The organism is Bradyrhizobium commune, from assembly GCF_015624505.1.
Lineage (GTDB): Bacteria > Pseudomonadota > Alphaproteobacteria > Rhizobiales > Xanthobacteraceae > Bradyrhizobium > Bradyrhizobium commune.
This window is the reverse complement of sequence record NZ_CP061379.1, coordinates 7269041-7290118: the sequence shown is the minus strand read 5'-3', so window position 1 is coordinate 7290118 and position 21078 is coordinate 7269041. Positions and strand designations below refer to the sequence as shown.

15 protein-coding genes and 1 pseudogene are annotated in these 21078 nt (G+C 66.0%); 12 read left to right on the top strand and 4 right to left on the bottom strand.

Annotation, left to right across the window (positions count from 1 at the left end; genetic code table 11):
- Window positions 1-136: 136 nt before the first annotated feature.
- Both IC761_RS34195 and pdeM read left to right on the top strand, forming a co-directional pair.
- Window positions 137-2707, top strand: a complete 2571-nt coding sequence (locus IC761_RS34195; protein ID WP_195801005.1) for a ligase-associated DNA damage response DEXH box helicase — start codon at window positions 137-139, stop codon at window positions 2705-2707.
- Between the two features lie 48 nt (window positions 2708-2755).
- Complete coding sequence (gene pdeM / locus IC761_RS34190; protein ID WP_195801004.1) at window positions 2756-3427, top strand: ligase-associated DNA damage response endonuclease PdeM; 672 nt, start codon at window positions 2756-2758, stop codon at window positions 3425-3427.
- A 142-nt stretch (window positions 3428-3569) separates the two neighbouring features.
- On the opposite strand, the gene IC761_RS34185 is transcribed toward pdeM, so the two are convergent.
- Window positions 3570-4433, bottom strand: coding sequence for a LysR family transcriptional regulator (locus IC761_RS34185; RefSeq protein ID WP_195804867.1), 864 nt, complete (start codon window positions 4431-4433; stop codon window positions 3570-3572).
- Window positions 4434-4531: 98 nt separating this feature from the next.
- Between IC761_RS34185 and IC761_RS34180 the strand changes: the two genes are divergently transcribed.
- Both IC761_RS34180 and IC761_RS34175 read left to right on the top strand, forming a co-directional pair.
- Window positions 4532-5443, top strand: a complete 912-nt coding sequence (locus tag IC761_RS34180) for a DMT family transporter (RefSeq protein WP_195801003.1) — start codon at window positions 4532-4534, stop codon at window positions 5441-5443.
- Window positions 5444-5455: 12 nt separating this feature from the next.
- The gene (locus IC761_RS34175; RefSeq protein ID WP_195801002.1) at window positions 5456-6229 is read left to right on the top strand and encodes an MBL fold metallo-hydrolase; all 774 of its coding nucleotides are present in this window, start codon (window positions 5456-5458) and stop codon (window positions 6227-6229) included.
- Between the two features lie 173 nt (window positions 6230-6402).
- Here IC761_RS34175 and IC761_RS34170 read toward each other — a convergent pair whose 3' ends face one another.
- Window positions 6403-9894 carry an SEL1-like repeat protein gene (locus IC761_RS34170; protein ID WP_195801001.1) on the bottom strand — a complete coding sequence of 1164 codons (3492 nt, stop codon included), beginning with the start codon at window positions 9892-9894 and terminating at the stop codon, window positions 6403-6405.
- Between the two features lie 452 nt (window positions 9895-10346).
- On the opposite strand from IC761_RS34170, the gene IC761_RS34165 reads away from it, so the two are divergent.
- The gene (locus IC761_RS34165) at window positions 10347-11108 is read left to right on the top strand and encodes an outer membrane protein (protein ID WP_195801000.1); all 762 of its coding nucleotides are present in this window, start codon (window positions 10347-10349) and stop codon (window positions 11106-11108) included.
- A 4-nt stretch (window positions 11109-11112) separates the two neighbouring features.
- Here IC761_RS34165 and IC761_RS34160 read toward each other — a convergent pair whose 3' ends face one another.
- Window positions 11113-11715 carry a PadR family transcriptional regulator gene (locus IC761_RS34160; RefSeq protein ID WP_195800999.1) on the bottom strand — a complete coding sequence of 201 codons (603 nt, stop codon included), beginning with the start codon at window positions 11713-11715 and terminating at the stop codon, window positions 11113-11115.
- A 177-nt stretch (window positions 11716-11892) separates the two neighbouring features.
- On the opposite strand from IC761_RS34160, the pseudogene IC761_RS34155 reads away from it, so the two are divergent.
- The 4 genes and pseudogenes from IC761_RS34155 (at window position 11893) to IC761_RS34140 (ending at window position 17601) form a co-directional block, all read left to right on the top strand.
- Window positions 11893-12280: pseudogene (locus tag IC761_RS34155) on the top strand (nuclear transport factor 2 family protein).
- 38 nt (window positions 12281-12318) lie between these two features.
- Entirely contained in the window at window positions 12319-14109 is a 1791-nt protein-coding gene (locus IC761_RS34150) for an acyl-CoA dehydrogenase C-terminal domain-containing protein (protein WP_195800998.1), read from the top strand.
- A 51-nt stretch (window positions 14110-14160) separates the two neighbouring features.
- A complete protein-coding gene (locus IC761_RS34145; protein ID WP_195800997.1) occupies window positions 14161-15369 on the top strand; it encodes an acetyl-CoA C-acetyltransferase in 1209 nt (402 codons plus the stop codon).
- 18 nt (window positions 15370-15387) lie between these two features.
- A complete protein-coding gene (locus tag IC761_RS34140; protein WP_195800996.1) occupies window positions 15388-17601 on the top strand; it encodes an FAD-dependent oxidoreductase in 2214 nt (737 codons plus the stop codon).
- Between the two features lie 79 nt (window positions 17602-17680).
- Here IC761_RS34140 and gstA read toward each other — a convergent pair whose 3' ends face one another.
- A complete protein-coding gene (gene gstA, locus IC761_RS34135) occupies window positions 17681-18295 on the bottom strand; it encodes a glutathione transferase GstA (RefSeq protein WP_195800995.1) in 615 nt (204 codons plus the stop codon).
- A 126-nt stretch (window positions 18296-18421) separates the two neighbouring features.
- Between gstA and IC761_RS34130 the strand changes: the two genes are divergently transcribed.
- The 3 genes from IC761_RS34130 to IC761_RS34120 all read left to right on the top strand — a co-directional run bounded on the left by IC761_RS34130 (window position 18422) and on the right by IC761_RS34120 (window position 21078).
- On the top strand, window positions 18422-18919 hold the full coding sequence (locus IC761_RS34130) for a MarR family winged helix-turn-helix transcriptional regulator (protein WP_195800994.1): 498 nt from the start codon (window positions 18422-18424) through the stop codon (window positions 18917-18919).
- A gap of 99 nt (window positions 18920-19018) precedes the next feature.
- Window positions 19019-20389, top strand: a complete 1371-nt coding sequence (locus IC761_RS34125; protein ID WP_195800993.1) for a glutamate--cysteine ligase — start codon at window positions 19019-19021, stop codon at window positions 20387-20389.
- Window positions 20390-20499: 110 nt separating this feature from the next.
- On the top strand, window positions 20500-21078 hold the full coding sequence (locus IC761_RS34120; protein ID WP_195800992.1) for a PAN domain-containing protein: 579 nt from the start codon (window positions 20500-20502) through the stop codon (window positions 21076-21078).

Sequence of the window (21078 nt, the reverse complement as noted above, 5' to 3'; positions counted from 1 at the left end):
ATCTCTCTGAGTGTCCCGGTAGAAATGGTGGGCACGCTTCGCTTTGCCCACCCTACGAGACTCCCCGCAGGCGGGGAGAGGCGAAGAAGAAGCCACCCCCTCGACGAACCCGTCCGCACGGCTTACCTGTCATGCCGTGCCGCCCCGTATCCTCAAACTATCGGCCGAGCCGGCCGCGCCGCTGCCCGACCGCTTCCAGCAATGGTTTGCGGCGCGCGGCTGGTCGCCGCGTGAGCATCAGCTCGCGCTGCTGGAGAAGGCGCGCGAGGACGCCAGCGCACTGCTGATCGCGCCGACCGGCGCCGGCAAGACGCTGGCGGGGTTTTTGCCGACGCTGGTGGAGCTGAGCTCTGCGGCGCCGGCGAAATCGGTGGTCTCCACCGGCCGCAGCGTGCAACGCTCCGCCGGCCTCCACACCCTCTATATCTCGCCGCTCAAGGCGCTCGCCGTCGACATCGCGCGCAACCTCGAGCGTCCCATCGCGGAGATGGCGCTGCCGATCAAGGTCGAGACCCGCACCGGCGATACGCCGGTGTCGCGGCGGCAGCGGCAGCGGCGCTATCCGCCGGACATCTTGTTGACCACGCCGGAGCAGCTTGCGCTCCTGCTCTCCTCCGACGACGCGCCGTTCCTGTTCTCCTCGCTCAAGCGCATCGTGCTCGACGAGCTCCACGCTTTGGTGACGTCCAAGCGCGGCGATCTGCTCTCGCTGGGCCTGGCGCGACTCTGGCGTCTCGCCCCGCAGATGCGCGCGATCGGCCTGTCGGCGACCGTGGCCGAGCCCGACCAGCTCGCCCGCTTCCTGGTGCCGCAGCCCGGCGGCCAGGAAGCGGCCGCCGAGATCGTCGTCGCCGGCGGCGCCGCAGCGCCGCAGGTCGAGATGCTGGATACGCGTGAGCGTCTGCCCTGGGCCGGCCACGGCGCGCGCCACGCGCTCGCCGAAGTCTACGACCTGATCAAGCAGAACAAGACCACGCTCGTCTTCGTCAACACCCGCAGCCAGGCCGAGATGCTGTTCCAGGATCTCTGGCGCATGAACGACGACAATCTTGCGATCGCGCTGCATCACGGCTCGCTCGACGTCGCCCAGCGCCGCAAGGTCGAGGAGGCCATGTCGGCCGGCAAGCTGCGCGGCGTGGTCTGCACCTCCTCGCTCGACCTCGGCATCGACTGGGGCGATGTCGATCTCGTCGTCAATATCGGCGCGCCCAAGGGGTCGTCGCGACTGATGCAGCGCATCGGCCGCGCCAACCACCGCCTCGACGAGGCCTCGCGCGCGGTGCTGGTGCCGGCCAATCGTTTCGAGGTGCTGGAGTGCCGCGCCGCGATCGATGCGATTGCGGAGAATGCGCAGGACACGCCGCCCTTGCGCACCGGCGCCCTCGACGTGCTGGCCCAGCACGTGCTCGGCCGCGCCTGCGGCGAGCCGTTCCTGAGCGATGATCTCTACGACGAGGTGCTCACGGCGGCGCCATACGCTGATCTCGCGCGGCAGGATTTCGACGACGTCGTCGATTTCGTCGCCACCGGCGGTTACGCATTGAAAACCTACGAGCGCTTCGCCCGCATCAAGCAGGACAAGCAGGGTCGCTGGCGCGTCGCCAATCCAAAGGTACGCCAGAGCTATCGCCTCAACGTCGGCACCATCGTCGAGGAGCCGATGCTGAAGGTGCGGCTGGTGCGGGGACGTTCCACCGGCCAAGGAATCGGTGGAGGCTCGACCGGCGCCATCGCGCGCGGCGGCCGCATCCTCGGCGAGATCGAGGAATATTTCATCGAGGGCCTGACCGCCGGCGACACCTTTGTGTTCGGCGGCGAGGTGGTGCGCTACGAAGCCTTGGCCGAGGACCAAGTCTACGTCTCCCGCGCCAACGACAAGGACCCGAAGGTGCCGTCCTATATGGGCGGCAAGTTTCCGCTCTCGACTTATCTGGCCGAACGCGTGCGCCGCATCCTTGATGACAAGCGCGCCTGGAATGGCCTGCCCGAGCAGGTGCGCGACTGGCTGTCGCAGCAAAAGGACGTCTCGCGCGTGCCCGGCGTGCGCGAGCTGCTGGTGGAGACCTTTCCACGCGGCAGCAAGCATTACCTGATCTGCTATCCCTTCGAGGGTCGCCTCGCGCACCAGACGCTCGGCATGCTCTTGACGCGACGGCTGGAGCGCGCCCGCGCCCGGCCGCTCGGTTTCGTCGCCAATGAATATGCGGTGGCGATCTGGGGGCTCGGCGATGCCTCCTTCATGATCCGCAACGGCGAGCTCGATCTCGATGCGCTGTTCAATCCGGACATGCTGGGCGACGATCTCGAGGCCTGGCTCGCCGAGTCCGCGCTGATGAAGCGCACGTTTCGCAATTGCGCGCTGATCTCCGGCCTGATCGCGCGCCGCTTCACCGACGAGGACAAGAGCCGCCGCCAGGTGCTGTTTTCCACTGACCTCGTCTACGACGTCCTGCGAAAACACCAGGCCGACCACGTCCTGCTGCGCGCCGCGCGTTCCGACGCCGCCACCGGCCTGCTCGATCTGCGCCGTCTCGGCGGCATGCTCGCCCGCATCCAGGGCCGCATCACCCACCGGGAACTCGACCATGTCTCCCCGCTCGCCGTCCCCGTGATGCTGGAAATCGGCCGCGAGTCAGTTTATGGCGAAGCTGCGGACGAGTTGTTGGCCGAAGCCGCCGATGAGCTCGTCAAAGAGGCGATGGGATAAGGTTTTGACGTGACGGCAGGCGCGCTGGTTTCAGGAGATGTCGAGGACATGCGCGTTTCCAGGGTCACCATCAGCGACGTGACCTTCGCGGCCGATCTCTCGGGCGCCTTGTTCTGGGACGAGCAGCGCCTGCTCGTCGTCTCCGACCTGCATCTCGAAAAAGGCTCGAGCTTCGCCACCCGCGGCGTGCTGCTGCCGCCCTACGATACCATCGCGACGCTCGGCCGTCTCGCTGCTGTCATCTCCCGCCATGATCCCCGAATCGTCATCGCGCTCGGCGACAGTTTTCACGATCGCACTGCGCATGAGCGCCTGTCAGTCGAGGATCGCGACGCCGTCGCCGCGCTCCAGGTGGGCCGCGACTGGATCTGGATCTCCGGCAATCACGATCCGATGCTGCCACGCGATCTCGGCGGCACCGTTGCGGACGAGGTCGCGATCGGCCCGATCACTTTCCGCCACGAGCCAACCGGCGCGCATGGCGAGATCGCCGGACATCTGCATCCCAAGGCCCGAATCTCCGCGCGCGGCCGTTCGATGGAGCGGCGTTGTTTTGCGTCAGACGGGATGCGCGCCGTCATGCCCGCCTTCGGCGCCTATGCCGGCGGCCTCAGCATCCGTGATGCGGCGTTTGCAAAGATCTTCCCGAAGAACGGCTTTGTCGCGCACTTGCTCGGCGACCGCCGTGTCCACGCGATTGCCGCGTCGCGGTGTTATTGAGATGCGTGCTTCGTAGGGTGGGTTAGCCGAAGGCGTAACCCACCAACTTCGTCCCGCATTTGCGGAAGCATGGTGGGTTACGCCGAGAGGATTGCGCTTCGCGCAATCCTCGGGGCTAACCCACCCTACACATCCCGCAAGCTCAAGCCGCCTTCGCCTGCACGGTCTCGCAAAATTCCGCCAGCCGGTCCGCGAGTCGCAGCGTTGCGGAACTCGCGCCGGGCGCGGCCATCAGCGCGACTTCCGTCCGGTTGATGGGCGCAAAGCCGTCCTTCGCCGTCAGCACGCGATGATCTCCCTGGATCGACATTTCCGAGAGAATGCTCAAGCCCATGCCGGCCGCGACCGCGGCCTGGATGCCGGCAAGGCTCGATGACGAATAGGACATGTGCCAGGGCCGGCCGGCGCTCTCCAGCGCATGGATGGCGCCGGCACGATAGAGGCAGCCGACCGGAAAGCCGATCAGCGGCACCGAGGCCACGTCGACGTCGATCGGATGGGCTTTGCTGGTGACCCAGTGCACCCGCTCCGGCCACACCGCGATGGCGCCCTTCTCGCCGGCCTCGCGCTTGTAGAGCGCCATATCGAGCTCGCCGCGTTCGAGGTCGCGGGCGAGGTTCTTGCTCTGGTCGGCGCGCACGTCGAGCCGCAGGCCCGGATGCGAGCGCGAGAACGCGCCCAGCAGTTTTGCCAGCCGATAGGCGGCAAAATCCTCGGGAATGCCGAGCCGGATCGCGCCTTCGCCGTCGGGCTCGCGCAGCACGTCGCGCGCCTCCTCGGCAAGCGACAGCAGCCGCCGCGCGTAGGAGAGCAGCCGTTCGCCGGCCTCTGTCGGGCGCACGTCCTTGCCGTCGCGGTGCAAGAGCACCTGGCCGACATCCTCCTCCAGCCGCTTGATCTGCTGGCTCACGGTCGATTGCGTGCGGTGGACGCGCTCGGCGGCGCGGGTGAAGCCGCCGGCCTCGACCACCGAGACGAAGCTGCGCAAAAGCTCCAGATCGAGCACGGGCGCCTCCATTCATAAATCCACTGATCGGCAGTTAATCATTTAATTTCCAAATGGCAAGCGGCCTCCCTAGATCGAGGGCCTAGGAGAATGCCCCCATGTCCCTCGCCACCTCGCTTCCCGCGGCCCCCAGCCGCGTCAATACGCTGCCCTTTGCGATCGGCGTGTTCTGCCTGCTCTGGAGCTACGCCTTCGTCGCGGGCAAGATCGGCGTCACCCATTGCCCGCCGCTGATCCTGCTCGCCGCGCGCTTCTCGCTCGCCGGCATCCTGATCCTGGGCGCTACACTGATCCGCGGCGACGACTGGTCGCTGTCATGGCGCGATGCCCTGATCTTTGCCGTGCTCGGCATTGCCAACAACGCGCTCTATCTCGGGCTCGGCTATACCGGCCTGCAATCGGTCTCCGCCGGCCTCGGCGGATTGATCGTGTCGGCCAATCCGGTTTTCACGGCAGCGCTCGCGGCGCTGTTGCTCGGCGAGGGCATGACTTGGCGCAAGGCGGCCGGCCTGTTGCTCGGCATGATCGGCGTGACGCTAATCGTCTGGCATCGCCTGTCGGTCGGCACCGATAGCCTGCACGGCATCGTCTTCACGCTGGCTTCGCTGGCCTCGATCGTCGCCGGCACCATCCTGTTCAAGCTGCTCGCGCCGAAGGGCTCGCTGTGGATCGGCAATGGCGTGCAGAATCTCGCCGCCGGCATCGTGCTGACGCCGGTCGCGCTGACCTTCGCCGATGTTCATGCCATCGACGTCACGCCGAGCCTGATCGGCGCCGTCGCCTTCCTCGTGCTCGGCGGCTCGATCCTCGCTTACTGGATCTGGTTTCATCTCCTGAAAGTGTGTGGCGCGACCGCCGCCAGCGCCTATCATTTCCTGATGCCCCCGCTCGGCATGCTGTTCGCGTATCTCGTGCTCGGCGAGCATGTCGAGGCGCGCGATCTGCTCGGGATCGTTCCGGTCGCGCTCGGCATTTATCTGGTGACGCGTCCTGCAAAGTCGGTCTCGTAACAGGAGTTCCGCATGCCCATCTCCATCACCCTGATCGGCGGCCCCACCGCGCTGATCGAGATCGACGGTTTTCGCCTGCTCACCGATCCGACCTTCGATGCGCCCGGCGCCTATCAGCTGCCGCATGTGAGGCTGGAGAAAACCATCGGGCCGGCGATGAAGGCCGATGCGGTCGGCCCGATCGATGCCGTGCTACTCAGCCACGACCAGCATTCGGATAATCTCGACAATTCCGGCCGAGAATCCCTGAAGCACGCAAAGCGGGTGCTGACGACGGAGGCGGGCGCCAAGCGCCTCGGTGGCCATGTCGAGGGCCTTGCGCCCTGGGGTACCGCGCATCTCAGGGATCGCGACGGCAATGTGCTGACGATCACCGCGACACCGGCACGCCACGGCCCGGCCGGGATCGAGCCGCTGTCCGGCGACGTCATCGGCTTCGTGGTGGCGTCGAGCCGAAAGGATACAAGCCCGATCTATATCAGCGGCGACACCACCTGGTTCGACGGCGTCGCCGAAGTCGCGCGCCGCTTCAAATGCGGCGTGGTGATGCCGTTTGCGGGCGCCGCGCAAACGCGCGGGCCGTTCCATCTCACCATGGACACCAACGACACCATCGAGACCGCGCGCGCCTTTCCCGATGCGATGATCGTGCCCGTGCACACCGAAGGCTGGGCGCATTTCCGCCAGAACAGTGAAGACCTGCGCAAGACGTTCGACGTGCTGGGTTTCGGCCCGCGGCTGCGGTTGCTGGAGCCCGGCGTGCCGACGGTGATCGAGGCGCCGTAGCCTCGATGTCGTCCCGGCGAAGGCCGGGACCCATAACCCCAGAGAGAAGTTTGGCGAAGATCAGTCGTTCGGTACTCCTACCGCCCACACTCGTTGGATCACGCGGTATGGGTCCTGGCCTTCGCCGGGACGACTCTGGTCTGTAGTTCGAGGTGAGCTGAGCGAGACCGCGCCTAACGCGCGGCCGACGCCGACTTCTTGGTCGCGACCGGCTTCGGCGTGGGCTTTCCGGCGGCCTGCGAACCACCGTCCCAGCCACCGGCGGGCGCGGCGACGTTGACGGCATCATCAGGCTGCGGCTCGGCGCTGAAGGTCTGGATCGCGAGCTTGGCGGCGGCGAGCGACTGCGGGTCGAGGCGTTTTGCGACATCGTCGCGCTTGCCGGCCGCATCCGCATCGCCCTGGGCGGCTGCGAGGCTGAACCATTTGTAGGACTCGGCGAGGTTCTGCTCGACGCCGATGCCGCGGGCATAGAGGATGCCGAGGTTGAACTGGCTGTCGGCAACGCCGCGATCGGCGGCTTTGCGGAACCACTGCGCCGCGCTCTTGTAGTTGGCGCCGCGTCCGCCGCCGTCGGCGTCGAGCACCGCCAGATTGTGCATCGCCTTGGCGTTGCCGCGCTCGGCGGCTTGCGTGTAGTAGCGGCGGGCGATGTCGGCGTCCTTCTTCACGCCAAGACCCTTTTCGTAGAGCGTGCCGAGCCGGAAGGTTGCGGGCACCACGCCGGCCTGTGCCGCGCGGTCGTACCATTTTGCGGCTTCGTCGTAGTTCGACACCACGCCCTTGCCCTCGGCAAAGCGCACGCCGATCTCGTAGGCCGCCGTCGCATCGCCCTTCAAGGCGGCCGTACGGAGCACCGGGCCGCCGATGCCGTCAGGCAGCTTTTCGCTCGGCGGCACCTGGACCAGGCTGAGCCGCGCGCGGCTCGTGCCGGACAGCGCGCCGGTCACGTCGCTGGTCGCCGCTGGCGCCACGGCGGGAGCGGGCGGGATTTCGACCGAGGCCGAACTGCCCGAATTGGCGGCCGGCACCGGCGCCGCATTGTTCAGCGACTGCTTGCCGATCGGCGTCGGCGAGGTCATCGACGGCGTCACCTGCTCGGGCGCGGCCGGCTTGGTCTCGACCGGCGGAGCCTGCGGCGCGGGCGCGCTCGACGAATTCTCCATCGCCTGCGGCGGCGCGCTGCCGCCCTCGAGCAGGTTCATCGCCATCTTGAAGGTGCCGAGCACGATCACGACCACGCTCGCGCCGACCAGCAGCGAGCGGATTTTTGAGGTGATGGTCGAGCCACCTTCCTGGCCTTGAACCTTGCCTTGAACCTTGCCTTGGCCCTTGTCCTTGACGCGCGCCGCGATCGCGGCCTTGACGCCGCGGGCGGGTTTTTCGGGCGGCTGCGCGGCGGCAGCCTGCGCAGCTCGCCGTGCGGCGGCGATGAAGCTCGATGACGACACCGGCTCTTTCGGCGCAGCGGCCGGAATTTCGCTGATCGCGCTTTCCGACGCGGCAATGCGCTCCGACGGCGTGGCGGGGCGTCCGTTCGGGCGCGTGCCCGGCTCCAGCGGATGATCCGGCGGCAATTCCGGCGCGATCGCCGCGCGGGCGGGCGCGGTATGCGGCTCCAGGATTTCGCTGATCGCGCGCGGCGGCACCGGCGCCATCGGCACCGGCGGCGGCGCGGCAGGCGCGGCGGCATGGAATTCGCGCGGCGCCGCGACGAACGCGGAGTGGGCCGGTTGTGCAGCGGCGGGATTCGGCAGCTCGGGCTTGGGATCGTATTTCGGCTGCTGTGGCTGCGGCCATTGCTCGCGCGCCATCGGCGCCGGCTCGATCGGAGCGGCAGCCATCGGCATCGGCGCAGCCATCGGTATCGGCGCAGGCGTCGGCTGCGGCGCAGGGGCCGGCGGCGCGCTGTGCACCGCGCGCAGATCGCCCTCGATCATTGCGAGGCGATCGACGACATGGCCGAGCGTATTGTGCACGGCTTCCAGCGAATCCTGGGTGCTGCGGTTGGTCTCGGCGTGGCTGAAGCGGATGTCGGAGAGCTCGCGCTTGACCAGATCGACCATGCCGGAATCGGGCGGCGGCGCCGAGCTGCGGCTTTCGGCGAGTGCGGAATAGGTGGCCTGCTGCCGCTCCAAATGGCGCAGGATGTCGTGCAGCCCGTCCTCGACACGGCCCAGGTTTCCGCCGCGCTGATCGGAGGCGGCTTCGATCCGCTCCAAGAGATACGAGACCCGCTGCTCGAGATGCGCGAATGTCGAGGCGGAATCGTTGCCGACCTGCATGCGGTCGAAACGGTCCGACAGCGCGCGAATCGCGCTTTCGAGATGTTCGGTGCTCTCGGCGGCTTGCGGCCGCTCGCGCGTTTCGAGCGCTGCGGTGAGGGCCGCGATGCGCTGCTCCAGCCCCGCAAAGCTGTCGCTGGGGCCGGACGAGCGGGTGATCTGGTCGACCTTGGACGACAGCAGCTGCACGTCGTCGGAGAGGCGTGCCAGCGCCTCGTTGGAGGCAACGTTCGAGACGATGCCGCGCAACGCCGAGATCGCGCCTTCGAGCTGGCGCACCGTCGACGGATCGTCATTGGCGCGCAGGATCAGATCGAGCTTGGCGCCGAGATTGCGGATCGCCTCGTCATAGCCGGTGAGCTGCTCGGCCGGCGTCAGCGTGCGCAGCACCTGCTTGATATCGGACAGTGCGCGCTCGATGCCTGACAGCACCTGGCCGTCGGTGCCGTTGGAGCGGGTCTCGTCGATGCGACGGTGCAGCGAGCGGATCTCGTTCTCGATCGATTCGATCGCGCGGCGCGGCATCGCCTCGGTGATGGCGCTGCGGATCTCGGCGAGCTCGGAACGGAAGGCGTTGATCGCCTGCGCGGAATTGTCAGGGCGCTGGAGCGCATCGATCTGGCTCGTGATCTTGAGCAGATGGCGCTCGAGCGACGAGAAATCGGGCCCCGCCTGCGGTGGCGGCGGAGCGTAGGGCGGCGCCATCGGCGGCAAGGGCGTCGCCATCTGCGGGGCCCAGGGATTTGCGGTGGGTGCAATCGACGGCGCAGCGCGCGGCGGCATCTGCCGCGGCGCAAAGCCGTCGAGCTCGTTCTGGCGCGCCGTGATCTCGGCGACCGCGACGTCGAACGAGGCGGGGCTCAGGGGCGGCGAGCTGCGATAGACCTGGGCTGCCGCGCGCTCGACCGCATCGGCCTGGCGATGGCGTGGCTCGACCGGTGCCGCCCGTGGGGCCTGAGGCTGCTGCGGTTGCGGCTGCTGGGGCCGCGAGATCTGCGACAGCCGCGCATCGAGCCGCGAGATCGCGTCGTTGAGCTGGCGCGCGACGCCCTGCTCGCGCGAGACGTCTCTTTCGCGAGACGAGTCCTGCCGCGGTGCGGGCTTCGAGATCCGTTCGATCTGCTGGGTGATCGCGTCGAGCCGCTGGTGGATGTCGGCGACTTCGCGGCTTTCCTGACTCGGCATCTGCTGCGCGCGCGGATCGGGGCGTTGGTCCTGACGCTGCTCGTAAGGTCCGCGAAAGTTTGGCGGGGCAGCCTCGCCGAGCGTGGAGTTCAGCCAATCGTTGAGTGACATGCCGGCGCGACGCGCAGCAGCTTCGGCCCGCTCCCGGACGGAGGGATCGATGCCGTCAACACTCCACGATACGCGCGAATTCATGACTCTGTCCGGTTCCGACTCCGGCGCCCCACCCGGCGCCTCCAGTCTCCCCACGCGTGCCGGTTGCAAGACAATCGAATTCGGCGCGGGTCGTCTGCCTCGAAAACTGACTTTTGTCCGTTACGGTAAATAACGGGTTAAGGAACCTGGCGCCGGTGTCTTAAAGTTGGGCGTCGGGAACCGGGGGGCGGCTTGCTCCGCCTCCCCCGCTTGCGGGAGAGGCCGACGCGCCCGCAGAGCGCGGCGGGTGAGGGCTCTCTCCTCTTGGGGGTTCTTCGCTGCGGAAGCACCCTCTCCCCAACCCTCCCCCGCAAGCGGGGGGAGGGAGCGCACCGTTACCTTGGCGACAGCACGCCCTCACCGACATAATTTTCGCCTCCGCCATCACCCGCACGTCTCAGCATTGAGAGCCGCCCAACCGGCGCGTTCTGCCTGATCGGATTGTTGCTGACATGAAATGGTTGCTCGTGGCCGCGTTGACGGCCGGACTGGCGTCGCCTGCTGTTGCCGCCGATGCCCCGGCGGCAAAGCCCCCGGTCAAGGCGCCGGAGCCGGCTGCGTTCAAGTGGACCAGCTGCTATGTCGGCGTCCAGGGCGGCGGCAGCTGGGGCAAGAGCGAGCACACTGCGCGGGCCGGCGACGCGTCCGGGCCCACCATAACGGGTACCTTCAACCTCACCGGCGGCGTCGCGGGAGGGGCCTTTGGCTGCGATTTCCAGATCGAGAAGACCGTGCTGGGTTTCGAGAACGACGCCTCGTGGACCAACAAGCACGGCTCCGCGCAGGATCTGCCGCCCTTCAACGGCGCTGGTCTGAGCAGCACGCGAGAGCGATGGATCGACATGTTCCGCGGCCGCGTCGGCTACGCGCTCGATCAGTTTCTGATCTATGGCACCGCCGGCATCGCCTTCGCCGGCACAGAGGTGACTGTGTCAAATCCGGCAGCCCAGGTCACGGACTCCAAGACCCGCACCGGCCTAGCGGCCGGGCTCGGCGGTGAATGGGCGGCCTGGACCGATACCTGGGGTGCGGTAAGCTTCAAGCTCGAATATGTCCACGCAGATTTTGGCAGCAAGCGATACGTCGATCCAGCGGTCCCCATCGGGGCATTCACCGCTATCACCCGCGACGTCCGCCTGACCGACGACATTGTCCGCGCCGGCATCAATGTCAGGTTCAACTGGGATGACAAACCGATCGTGACGAAGTTCTAGGCGCCTAACCCTTGCCCTCGCGCTTGCCGTCCTCCAGCGGCACCACGGTGCCCTTCACCGTGCCCTTGCCGCTCATCGCCGACAGCGCGTCCAGCGCCTCCTCGCAGAAATCGGCCACCAACTGCTCGTGCCGCGCGCCGAGGCGGAGCAGCAGCAGATTGCCGAGGTCGAGCACGCCCGACGCCGTCCCGTCCGGAAAACGCTTCTTCAGGATCCGCTCGTAATTCTCATGCCGGTCGCGATGGTGCTCCAGCCGGTCCATCAGATCGGTGCGGATCGGCTCGATGTCGATGCTGTCGAGCGCATGCAGCCGCACCAGCAAATCGTCCTTGATCGAGGGCGGCGTGCTCGGCCGCGCGGCCCAGTGCCGCAGCGCTGTTCGGCCTTCCGGAGTGAGCGTATAGATGAGCTTGTTGGGCTTGCCGGATTGCACGACCTCGCGGCCCTGGATGTAGCCGCGGTCGCGCAGCTTGGAGAGCTCGCGGTAGATTTGCTGATGGTCGGCCTTCCAGAAGAAGCCGATCGAGGAATCGAACGTCTTGGCGAGCTCGTAGCCCGTCATCGGACGTTCCGTCAGGCATGCGAGGATTGCGTCGCCCAGCGCCATGTGACCTGCCTCCCTTTTGAGGTTCCGACCAATTGACTTGACTTTATGCGCATCGATGCATATGCGTCAATGTGCATATGAGGTGGGCGCGAGACCCGCCGAAATTAGCCCACGCGCTACTGTGCATGGGGTTGTTTTCGAGTTTTTTGCAAAAGCCTTTCAAGGGAGGCATCCGACATGACCGGCCTCGACTCCTGGTACGGCTACATGAAGTCTCATGACGGCAAGGCGCTCCGGGAGCTGCTGCATCCCGACGCCGTGTTCGAAAGCCCCGTCGTGCACACCCCCGCAGCGCGGCCGCGACATCACCTTCAAATATCTCGCCAGCGCCGAAAAGGTGCTCGGCGGTCCCGGCTTCAGCTATGTCGGCGAATGGACAAACGAGCGCGGCGCCGTGCTCGAATTCAAGACCATGATCGACGGCATCGAGATCAGCGGCGTCGACATCATCACTTTCGATCATGACGGCCGCATCACTCATTTCAAGGTGATGGTGCGCCCGCTCAAGGCGATCAACATGCTGCATCGCCTGATGGCGGAGCAGCTTGCCGCCGCCCAATCTTAGAGAAATCCACCACTACAAGGCTCTGCCGGGAGACCACTATGCCGATCTACAAAGCCCCCGTCGAAGACGTGAACTTCCTGCTCAACGACGTCTTCCAGATCGACCGTTACGACAATCTCGCCGGCTTCTCCGATGCGTCGAGCGACGTGCGCGAGGCGATCCTGGGCGAAGCCGCCAAGCTCGCCGAGGAGGTGCTTCAGCCGCTCAATCGCGTCGGCGATCTCGAAGGCTGCAAGCGCGCCGACGACGGCAGCGTCACCACGCCGAAGGGTTTCAAGGATGCGTTCAAGCAGGTCGCCGAAGGCGGCTGGCTCGGTCTGTCGGCGCCGACCGAGTTCGGCGGCCAGGGCCTGCCGGTGACGCTCTCGCAGGCCGTCAACGAATTCCAGATCTCCGCCAACATGGCGTTCTCGATGTATGGCGGCCTCACCATGGGCGCCACCGCGGCGCTGATCGTGCATGGCTCCCCGGAGCAGAAGAAGACTTACGTGCCGAAGATGGTCGCCGGCGAATGGACCGGCACCATGAACCTGACCGAGCCGCAGTGCGGCACTGATCTGGGCATGCTCCGCACCAAGGCGGTGCGCCAGGCCGACGGCAGCTTCAAGATCACGGGCACCAAGATCTTCATCTCGGCCGGCGAGCATGACTTGACCTCCAACATCATCCACCTCGTGCTCGCCCGCATCGAGGGCGCGCCCGCCGGCATCAAGGGCGTGTCGCTGTTCGTGGTGCCGAAATTCCTGGTCAACGCCGACGGTTCGGTCGGGCCGCGCAACGGCGTCGTCTGCGGCTCGATCGAGCACAAGATGGGCATCCACGGCAATTCCACCTGCGTGATGAACTACGACAACGCCACCGGCTGGCTGATCGGCGAAGAGAACAAGGGCATGCAGGGCATGTTCGTGATGATGAACGAGGCCCGCCTCGGCGTCGCCGTGCAGGGCCTCGCGCAGTCCGAGGTCGCCTATCAGAACGCGGCGGCCTATGCCCGCGAGCGCATCCAGGGACGCGCGCTCACCGGCACGAAGGCGCCGGACAAGCCGGCCGATCCGATCATCGTGCATCCCGACGTGCGCCGCACGTTGCTCTCGATCCGCGCCTTCAACGAAGCCGCGCGCGCCTTCGTGATGTGGACCGCGCTGAAGAGCGACGTCGCCCACCGCTCCGAGGACCCGAAGGACCGCCAGGCCGCCGACGATCACATGGGCCTGATGACGCCGGTGCTGAAAGGCTTCCTCACCGACTACGGTTTCGCCAATGCGGTGCAGGCGCAGCAGATGTATGGCGGCCACGGCTACATCGCCGAGCAGGGCATGGAGCAGTTCGTGCGCGATGCCCGCATCGCCATGATTTATGAAGGCGCCAACGGCATCCAGGCGCTCGACCTGGTCGGCCGCAAGCTGCCGCGCGACGGCGGCCGCGCCATCATGGCCTTCTTCGGCGAGGTCATGGCCTTCGCCAAGGAGAATGGCGGCGACGAAGCGATGAAGCCGTTCATCACCCCGCTCTCGGCCTCGCTCGGCCATCTCCAGCAGGCCACGACCTGGCTGATGCAGAATGCGATGATGAAGCCCGACAATGCCGGCGCCGCCGCGACCGACTATCTGCATCTCTTCGGCTTCGTCGCGCTCGGCTATATGTGGGCGAAGATGGCCAAGGTGACGAATGCCAAGATCGCCGAAACCGGCGCCACGCCCTATCTTTCGACCAAGCTCGTCACCGGCCGCTTCTTCATGGAGCGGATGCTGCCGGAAACGGCCGCCAATCTCGCGCGCATCCAGTCCGGCTGCGCCACCATCATGGAACTGCCGGCGGAAGCCTTCTAAGGCAGCTTTCGGCCCACTATCTCATTACGACCATCATACCAGGAGGGCGTCATGCCTGAGGCATTCATCTACGATCACGTCCGCACCCCCCGCGGCCGCGGCAAGGCCGACGGCGCGCTGCACGAAGTCACAGCCCTTGCGCTCGCCACCGTGCCGCTGAAGGCGCTGAAGGACCGCAACAACCTGCCGGAAGATTGCGTCGATGACGTCGTGCTCGGCGTGGTCGATCCGGTCGGCGAAGCCGGAAGCGACATCGCGCGTTTTGCCGCGCTCAAGGCGGGCCTCGGCGAAGCCGTCCCCGGCGTGCAGATCAGCCGCTTTTGCGCCTCCGGCCTTGACGCCGTGAACTTTGCCGCAGCCCAGGTGATGAGCGGCCAGCATGAGCTCGTGATCGGCGGCGGCGCGGAATCGATGAGCCGTGTCGGCATCGGCGCCTCCGGCGGCGCCTGGCCGATGGATCCCTCGATGGCGGTGCCCGCCTATTTCATGCCGCAGGGCGTCTCGGCCGATTTGATCGCGACGAAATACGGCTTCTCCCGCGACGACGTCGACGCCTACGCGGTGCAGAGCCAGCAGCGCGCCGCCAAGTCCTGGGAAGAAGGCCGCTTCAACAAGTCGGTCGTGCCGGTGAAGGACATCAACGGCCTCACCATCCTCGCCAAGGACGAGCACATGCGTCCTTCGACGACGATGCAGTCGCTGGCGCAGTTGCAGCCGTCGTTCACGATGATGGCGCAGATGGGCGGCTTTGACGGCGTCGCGGTGCAGTCGCACCCGGAGATCGAGCGCGTCAACTACGTGCACCACGCCGGCAACTCCTCGGGCATCGTCGATGGCGCCGGCGCCGTGCTGCTCGGCAGCAAGGAGGCGGCCAGCAAATACGGCCTGAAGCCGCGCGCAAAGATCCGCGCCTTCGCAAACATCGGCTCGGAGCCGGCGATGATGCTGACCGGCCCGGTCGACGTCACCGAAAAGCTGTTCGCGCGCTCCGGCATGAAGAAGTCGGACATCGACCTGTTCGAGCTCAACGAGGCCTTCGCCTCGGTCGTGCTGCGCTACATCCAGGCCTTCGACATCGACAACGCCAAGATCAACGTCAATGGCGGCGCGATCGCGCTCGGCCATCCGTTAGGGGCCACCGGCGCGATGATTTTGGGCACCGTGCTCGACGAGCTCGAGCGCACCAACAAGTCGACCGCCCTGGTGACGCTGTGCATCGGCGGCGGCATGGGCACCGCGACCATCATCGAGCGCGTCTAAGGGTAGGGAGCAACCAACATGGCTTACAAGAACTTCAAGGTTGAGACCGATTCCGACGGCATCGCGCTCGTCACCTGGGACATCCCGGGCCGTTCGATGAACGTGCTCGACGAGACCTCGACCGGCGAGCTCGACGCGATCGTCAAGGAGACCACGGCTGACGCTGCGGTGAAGGGCGTCGTCATCACCTCGGCGAAGGAGGCGTTCTGCGCCGGCGCTGATCTCTCCATGCTCGAGGGCATGAACCAGGCCTACGCAAAGGTCCTCAAAGAGCAGGGCGAGACCGCTGCGAACCAGATGCTGTTCGAGCAGAGCCGCCGCTTCTCGCAGGTGCTGCGCTCGATCGAAACCTCCGGTAAGCCGTGGGCCGCCGCGATCAACGGCCTCGCGCTCGGCGGCGGTTTCGAGATCACGCTGTGCTGCCACTATCGTGTGGCCGCCGAAAATCCCAAGACGCGGCTTGGCCTGCCCGAGGTCAAGGTCGGCTTGTTCCCCGGTGCCGGTGGCACGCAGCGCGTGCCGCGCCTGGTGCCGCCGCAGGATGCGATGACCATTTTGCTCAAGGGCGATCCGGTCACGGTCGACAAGGCGAAGCAGCTCAACCTGATCCACGCTATCGTTCCGGCCGCTGATCTCATCAAGGCCGCAAAAGACTGGATCAAGGGCGGCGGCAAGGCCGTCGCGCCCTGGGACGAGAAGGGGTTCAAGCTCCCGGGCGGCCCGGTGTTCTCCAAGGCCGGCATGATGATGTTCCCCGCCGGCAATGCGATCTATCGCCGCGAGACCTACGACAATTATCCGGCCGCGCGGGCGATCATGAGCTGCGTCTATGAGGGCTTGCAACTGCCGATCGACGCCGCGCTGCGCGTCGAGTCGCGCTACTTCACCTCAGTGCTGCGCTCGAAGGAAGCGGCCGCGATGATCCGCAGCCTGTTCCTGTCGATGCAGGAGCTCAACAAGGGCGCGCGCCGCCCGAAGGACGTGCCCGCGACCAAGGTGAAGAAGATCGCCGTGATCGGCGCCGGCTTCATGGGCGCGAGCGTCGGTTACGTCTCGGCCCGTGCCGGCCTCGACGTCGTCCTGATCGACCGCGACCAGGAGAGCGCTGACAAGGGCAAGGCGCATGCGCAGAAGGTGATCGAGGATCAGATCAAGAAGGGCCGCGCCAAGCCGACCGATGCCGAAGCGCTGCTCGCGCGCATCACGCCGACCGCCGACTATGCAGCGCTGAAGGATGTCGACCTCGTCATCGAGGCGGTGTTCGAGGACCGCAAGGTCAAGGCGGAGACCTTTGCCAAGGCGCAGGAATATCTGAAGCCGGACGTGATCTTCGCGTCGAACACCTCGACGCTGCCGATCACTTCGCTGGCCGAGAGCTTCAAGGACCAAGGCAAGTTCGTCGGCATTCACTTCTTCTCGCCGGTCGAGAAGATGATGCTGGTCGAGATCATCCTCGGCAAGAACACCGGCGATGTCGCGCTCGCGACCGCGCTCGATTATGTCCGGCAGATCGGCAAGACGCCGATCGTGGTCAACGACTCCAGAGGCTTCTTCGCCAATCGCTGCGTCGGCCGTTACGTCGCCGAGGGCAACGAGATGTTCCTCGAAGGCGTGCCGCCGGCAATGATCGAGAATTGCGCCAAGATGGCCGGCATGCCGGTGGGGCCGCTCTCGCTGTCCGACGAAGTCGCGCTCGACCTGGGCCTCAAGATCATGAAGGCGACGGAAGCCGATCTCGGCCCCAACGCCATCAACCCCGATCAGAAGAAGCTGATGGTGGAGATGGTCGAGAAGCAGGGCCGTCTGGGTCGCAAGAACAGCAAGGGCTTCTACGACTACCCCGAGAAGGGCAAGGGCCAGAAGAGCCTGTGGCCGGGTCTCTCGGCCTTGCAGCCGAAGCAGCTCGATCCGGATACGCTCGACATCGAGGAGTTGAAGCAGCGCTTCCTGGTGGTGCAGGCGGTCGAAGCCGCGCGCACGGTCGAGGATCACGTCATCACCGATCCGCGCGAGGCGGATGTCGGCTCGATCCTCGGCTTCGGTTTCGCGCCGTTCACCGGCGGCACGCTGTCCTATATCGATTTCATGGGACCGAAGACCTTCGTCGAGCTCTGCCACAAGCTCGAGGCGAAATACGGCTCGCGCTTCACGCCGCCGAAACTGCTGGTGGAGATGGCTGCGAAGGGCGAGACCTTCTACGGCCGCTTCTCGCCTAAGAAGGCGGCTGCCTAAGCCCAGCGCCTCACGCATTCGTGACGACAAGAAAGGCCGGATCGACCGATCCGGCCTTTCGCTGTTCCGTGGAGCGGCCTCAGGCCGCCTGCGCCAGGCCTTCCTTCTTCAGCGCCTCCTGCACCTTCGGCCGCGCCGCGACGCGGGCCTTGTAGGCTGCGAGGTTCGGCATCGCCGAGAAGTCGAACTTCATCCGGTCGGCCCAGGTCAGCATCGTGAAGAGATAGCCGTCGGCGACCGAGAACCGCTCGCCCATCAGGTAGTCGCGGCCGGCGAGCTGGCTGTCGACGTATTTCAGCTTGCCCATGACGCGATCCTTGAAGAACGCCTTGGCCTCGTCGTTCAGCGCGGGGGCGAACAGCGGGCCAAAACTCTTGTGCACCTCCGAGGTCAGGAAGTTCAGCCATTCGAGCAGCTTGTACCGCTCGGAGCTGCCATGGGCCGGCGCCAAGGCCTTGCCGGACGCATGGTCGGCGATCATCTGGACAATGACCGGGCCTTCGGTCACGATCTCGCCGCTGTCGAGGCCCAGCGCGGGGACCTGACCCTTCGGATTGACCTTCAGATAGTCCTCACCGTTCTCGAGCTTCTTGGCCCGGATATCGACCTTGACCAGCTCATAGGGCAGGTCGGCCTCCAGGAGCGCAATATGGGGGGACAGCGAGCAGGCGCCGGGCGAGTAATACAGTTTCATGGAATTTCCTCCTCTTGACGCTTGGTTGGGGCGAAAGAACGCCTACATGCACCTGCATCCAATAGTCAAGATTGATGCAGGTGCATCGAGTGGAGTAAGAAGCGGGCGACGAGTTTGAGCGGGACCATGAAACGCAAACCATCGACCGAGGCAACCAGTGCCTGGATCCGCCTGATGCGGGTGCAGAGCCGTGTGCTCGACTGCGTCGAGCAGGACCTGAAGAAGGCCGGGTTCCCGCCACTCGCATGGTACGACGCACTGCTCGAATTGTCGCGCGCGCCGAGCGGAGAGTTGCGGCCGGTGGAGCTGGAACGGCAGATGCTGATCCCGCAATACTCCACCTCGCGCCTGATCGACCGTCTGGTCGACGAGGGGCTCGCCTCCCGGCGCGAATGCAAGATCGACAAGCGCGGCCAGTTCGTCGAGATCACGGAGGCCGGCCGCGAGTTGCAGAAGCGGATGTGGGGCGCCTATTCGGCCGCGATCGAGAAATATGTCGGCTCGAAACTGTCCGATGCCGATGCCATCAAGCTCAGCGGTCTGCTTGACCGGCTGGGTTGCTCGTGCGGCGAGATGAAGCTGCCGCCCGTCGCCAACGTCAACGAAAGCTCGCCGTCGCGATGATCGCGCGGCAAACCAGTACGTCCGCGCGCCCGGTGGGTTCGCGGACCATCCCATCACCCGCGCGCATTCGATCGAAGCGCTTTTTGATTAGAGATTGATATGGCGCGAGACCAGATCGATATGACGCCGCTGCAATCGCGCGACGAGCTCGTCGCATGGTTCGAGGCCGGCTGCAAGGACCCGTCCGAATTCCGCATGGGCACCGAGCACGAGAAGACCCCGTTCACGCTCGAGGGCCACCATCCGGTGCCGTATGAGGGCGCGCGGGGAATCGGCGCGCTGCTCGAGGGCATGAAGCTCCTGCTCGGCTGGGAGCCGATCATGGAGAAGGGCAACATCATCGGCCTCTACGACGTCACCGGCGGCGGGGCGATCTCGCTCGAGCCCGGCGGACAGTTCGAGCTCTCCGGCGCGCCGGTCGAGAACGTGCACCAGACCCAGAGCGAGCTGATGGCGCACCTGGCGCAGGTGCGCGAAATCGCAACCCCGCTCGGCATCGGCTTCCTTGGGCTGGGCATGACGCCGTCCTGGTCGCGCGCCGATATCCCGGTGATGCCCAAGGGCCGCTACAAGATCATGACCAACTACATGCCGAAGGTCGGCCAGTACGGCCTCGACATGATGTACCGGACCTGCACGGTGCAGACCAATCTCGATTTCTCCTCGGAAGCCGACATGGTCAAGAAGCTGCGCGTGTCGCTCGCGCTCCAGCCGGTTGCGACCGCGTTATTTGCCAATTCGCCGTTTACCGAAGGCAAACCGAACGGCTTCCTGTCCTTCCGCTCCGAGATCTGGCGCGACACGGACAATGCCCGCGCCGGGATGATGCCGTGGGCGTTCGAGGACGGCATGGGGTTTGAACGCTATGTCGATTACGCGCTCGACGTGCCCATGTATTTCGTCAAGCGCGACGAGGAGTATATCGATGTGTCGGGCTCCTCGTTCCGCGCCTTCTTCGATGGCCGCAACAACAACCTTCCCGGCGAACGCCCGACGCTGTCGGACTGGGCCAACCACCTCTCGACGATCTTCCCGGAAGTGCGGTTGAAGCGCTATCTTGAGATGCGCGGCTCCGACGGCGGCCCGTGGGGCCGGCTGCCGGCGCTCCCGGCGTTCTGGGTCGGGCTGCTCTATGACGACGTGTCGCTCGATGCCGCCTGGGACATGGTGAAGCACTGGAGCGCGCATGAGCGGCAGGCTTTGCGCGACGATGTGCCGCGTTTCGGCTTCAAGTCGCGGATCAAGGACCGCTATCTGTTCGAGATCGCCAAGGAATGCCTCGTTCTGGCACATGCGGGCCTGCGCCGGCGCGGCCGCATCGACGCGATCGGCCGTGACGAAACGCGGCATCTGGAGCCGCTCGATCGCATCATCGATTCCGGCCGGACGCCGGCCGAGGAGATGCTCGAGAAGTTCAACGGCGCCTGGAAGGGCTCGGTGGAACCGGCCTATGCGGAGTACGCGTTCTAGTTCGAAAGCGATGATCAGGATTTAGGCCGTTCATCGCCCATACAGGTTTGCGGCGATCAAATGACTGGCTGAAAAACCTGAGCGTCGTCAATAACTCGAAAGCTGTTCCGATGGGAAAGGGCCGCCTGCCTGGGGCCGTCTTGGCAAGGGTCTTGGCAAGCGTCGTGGCATGCGTCGCGTTGCTGATGCTCCTGCTCGCGAGCCCGTCTGCGCGCGCCCAGACCGCGTTCGACCGGCCCGGCGGCGATTACTCCAACACGCCGATCACCTCGGGCGACCCGGAGGATTGCGCGCTATTGTGTGAGCGCGATCGCAAATGCCGGTCCTGGAGCTTCAGCTATCCCGACATCGACGGCGCTTCGGCGGTGTGCTGGCTCAAGAATACAGTGCCGCCGCGGGTGCCGGGCAATTGCTGTATCTCCGGCGTGCGCGGCGCCGGCGTCATCGAGCCGCGGGTCGAGGGCGTCGAGACGTCGATCGATCGCCCGGGCGGGGACTTGCGCAATTTCGAGCTCAAGGAAGGCGAGGGCGAGGACGCCTGCAAGGCCGCCTGCTCCGCCGACAACAAGTGCCGCGCCTTCACCTATGCCCGTCCCGGCTACACCGGCCGCGAAGCGCGCTGCTTCCTGAAAAAGGATATCAAGCCGCCGCGCCGCAAGGCGGGGTTCACGTCGGGCGTGGTGCGATAG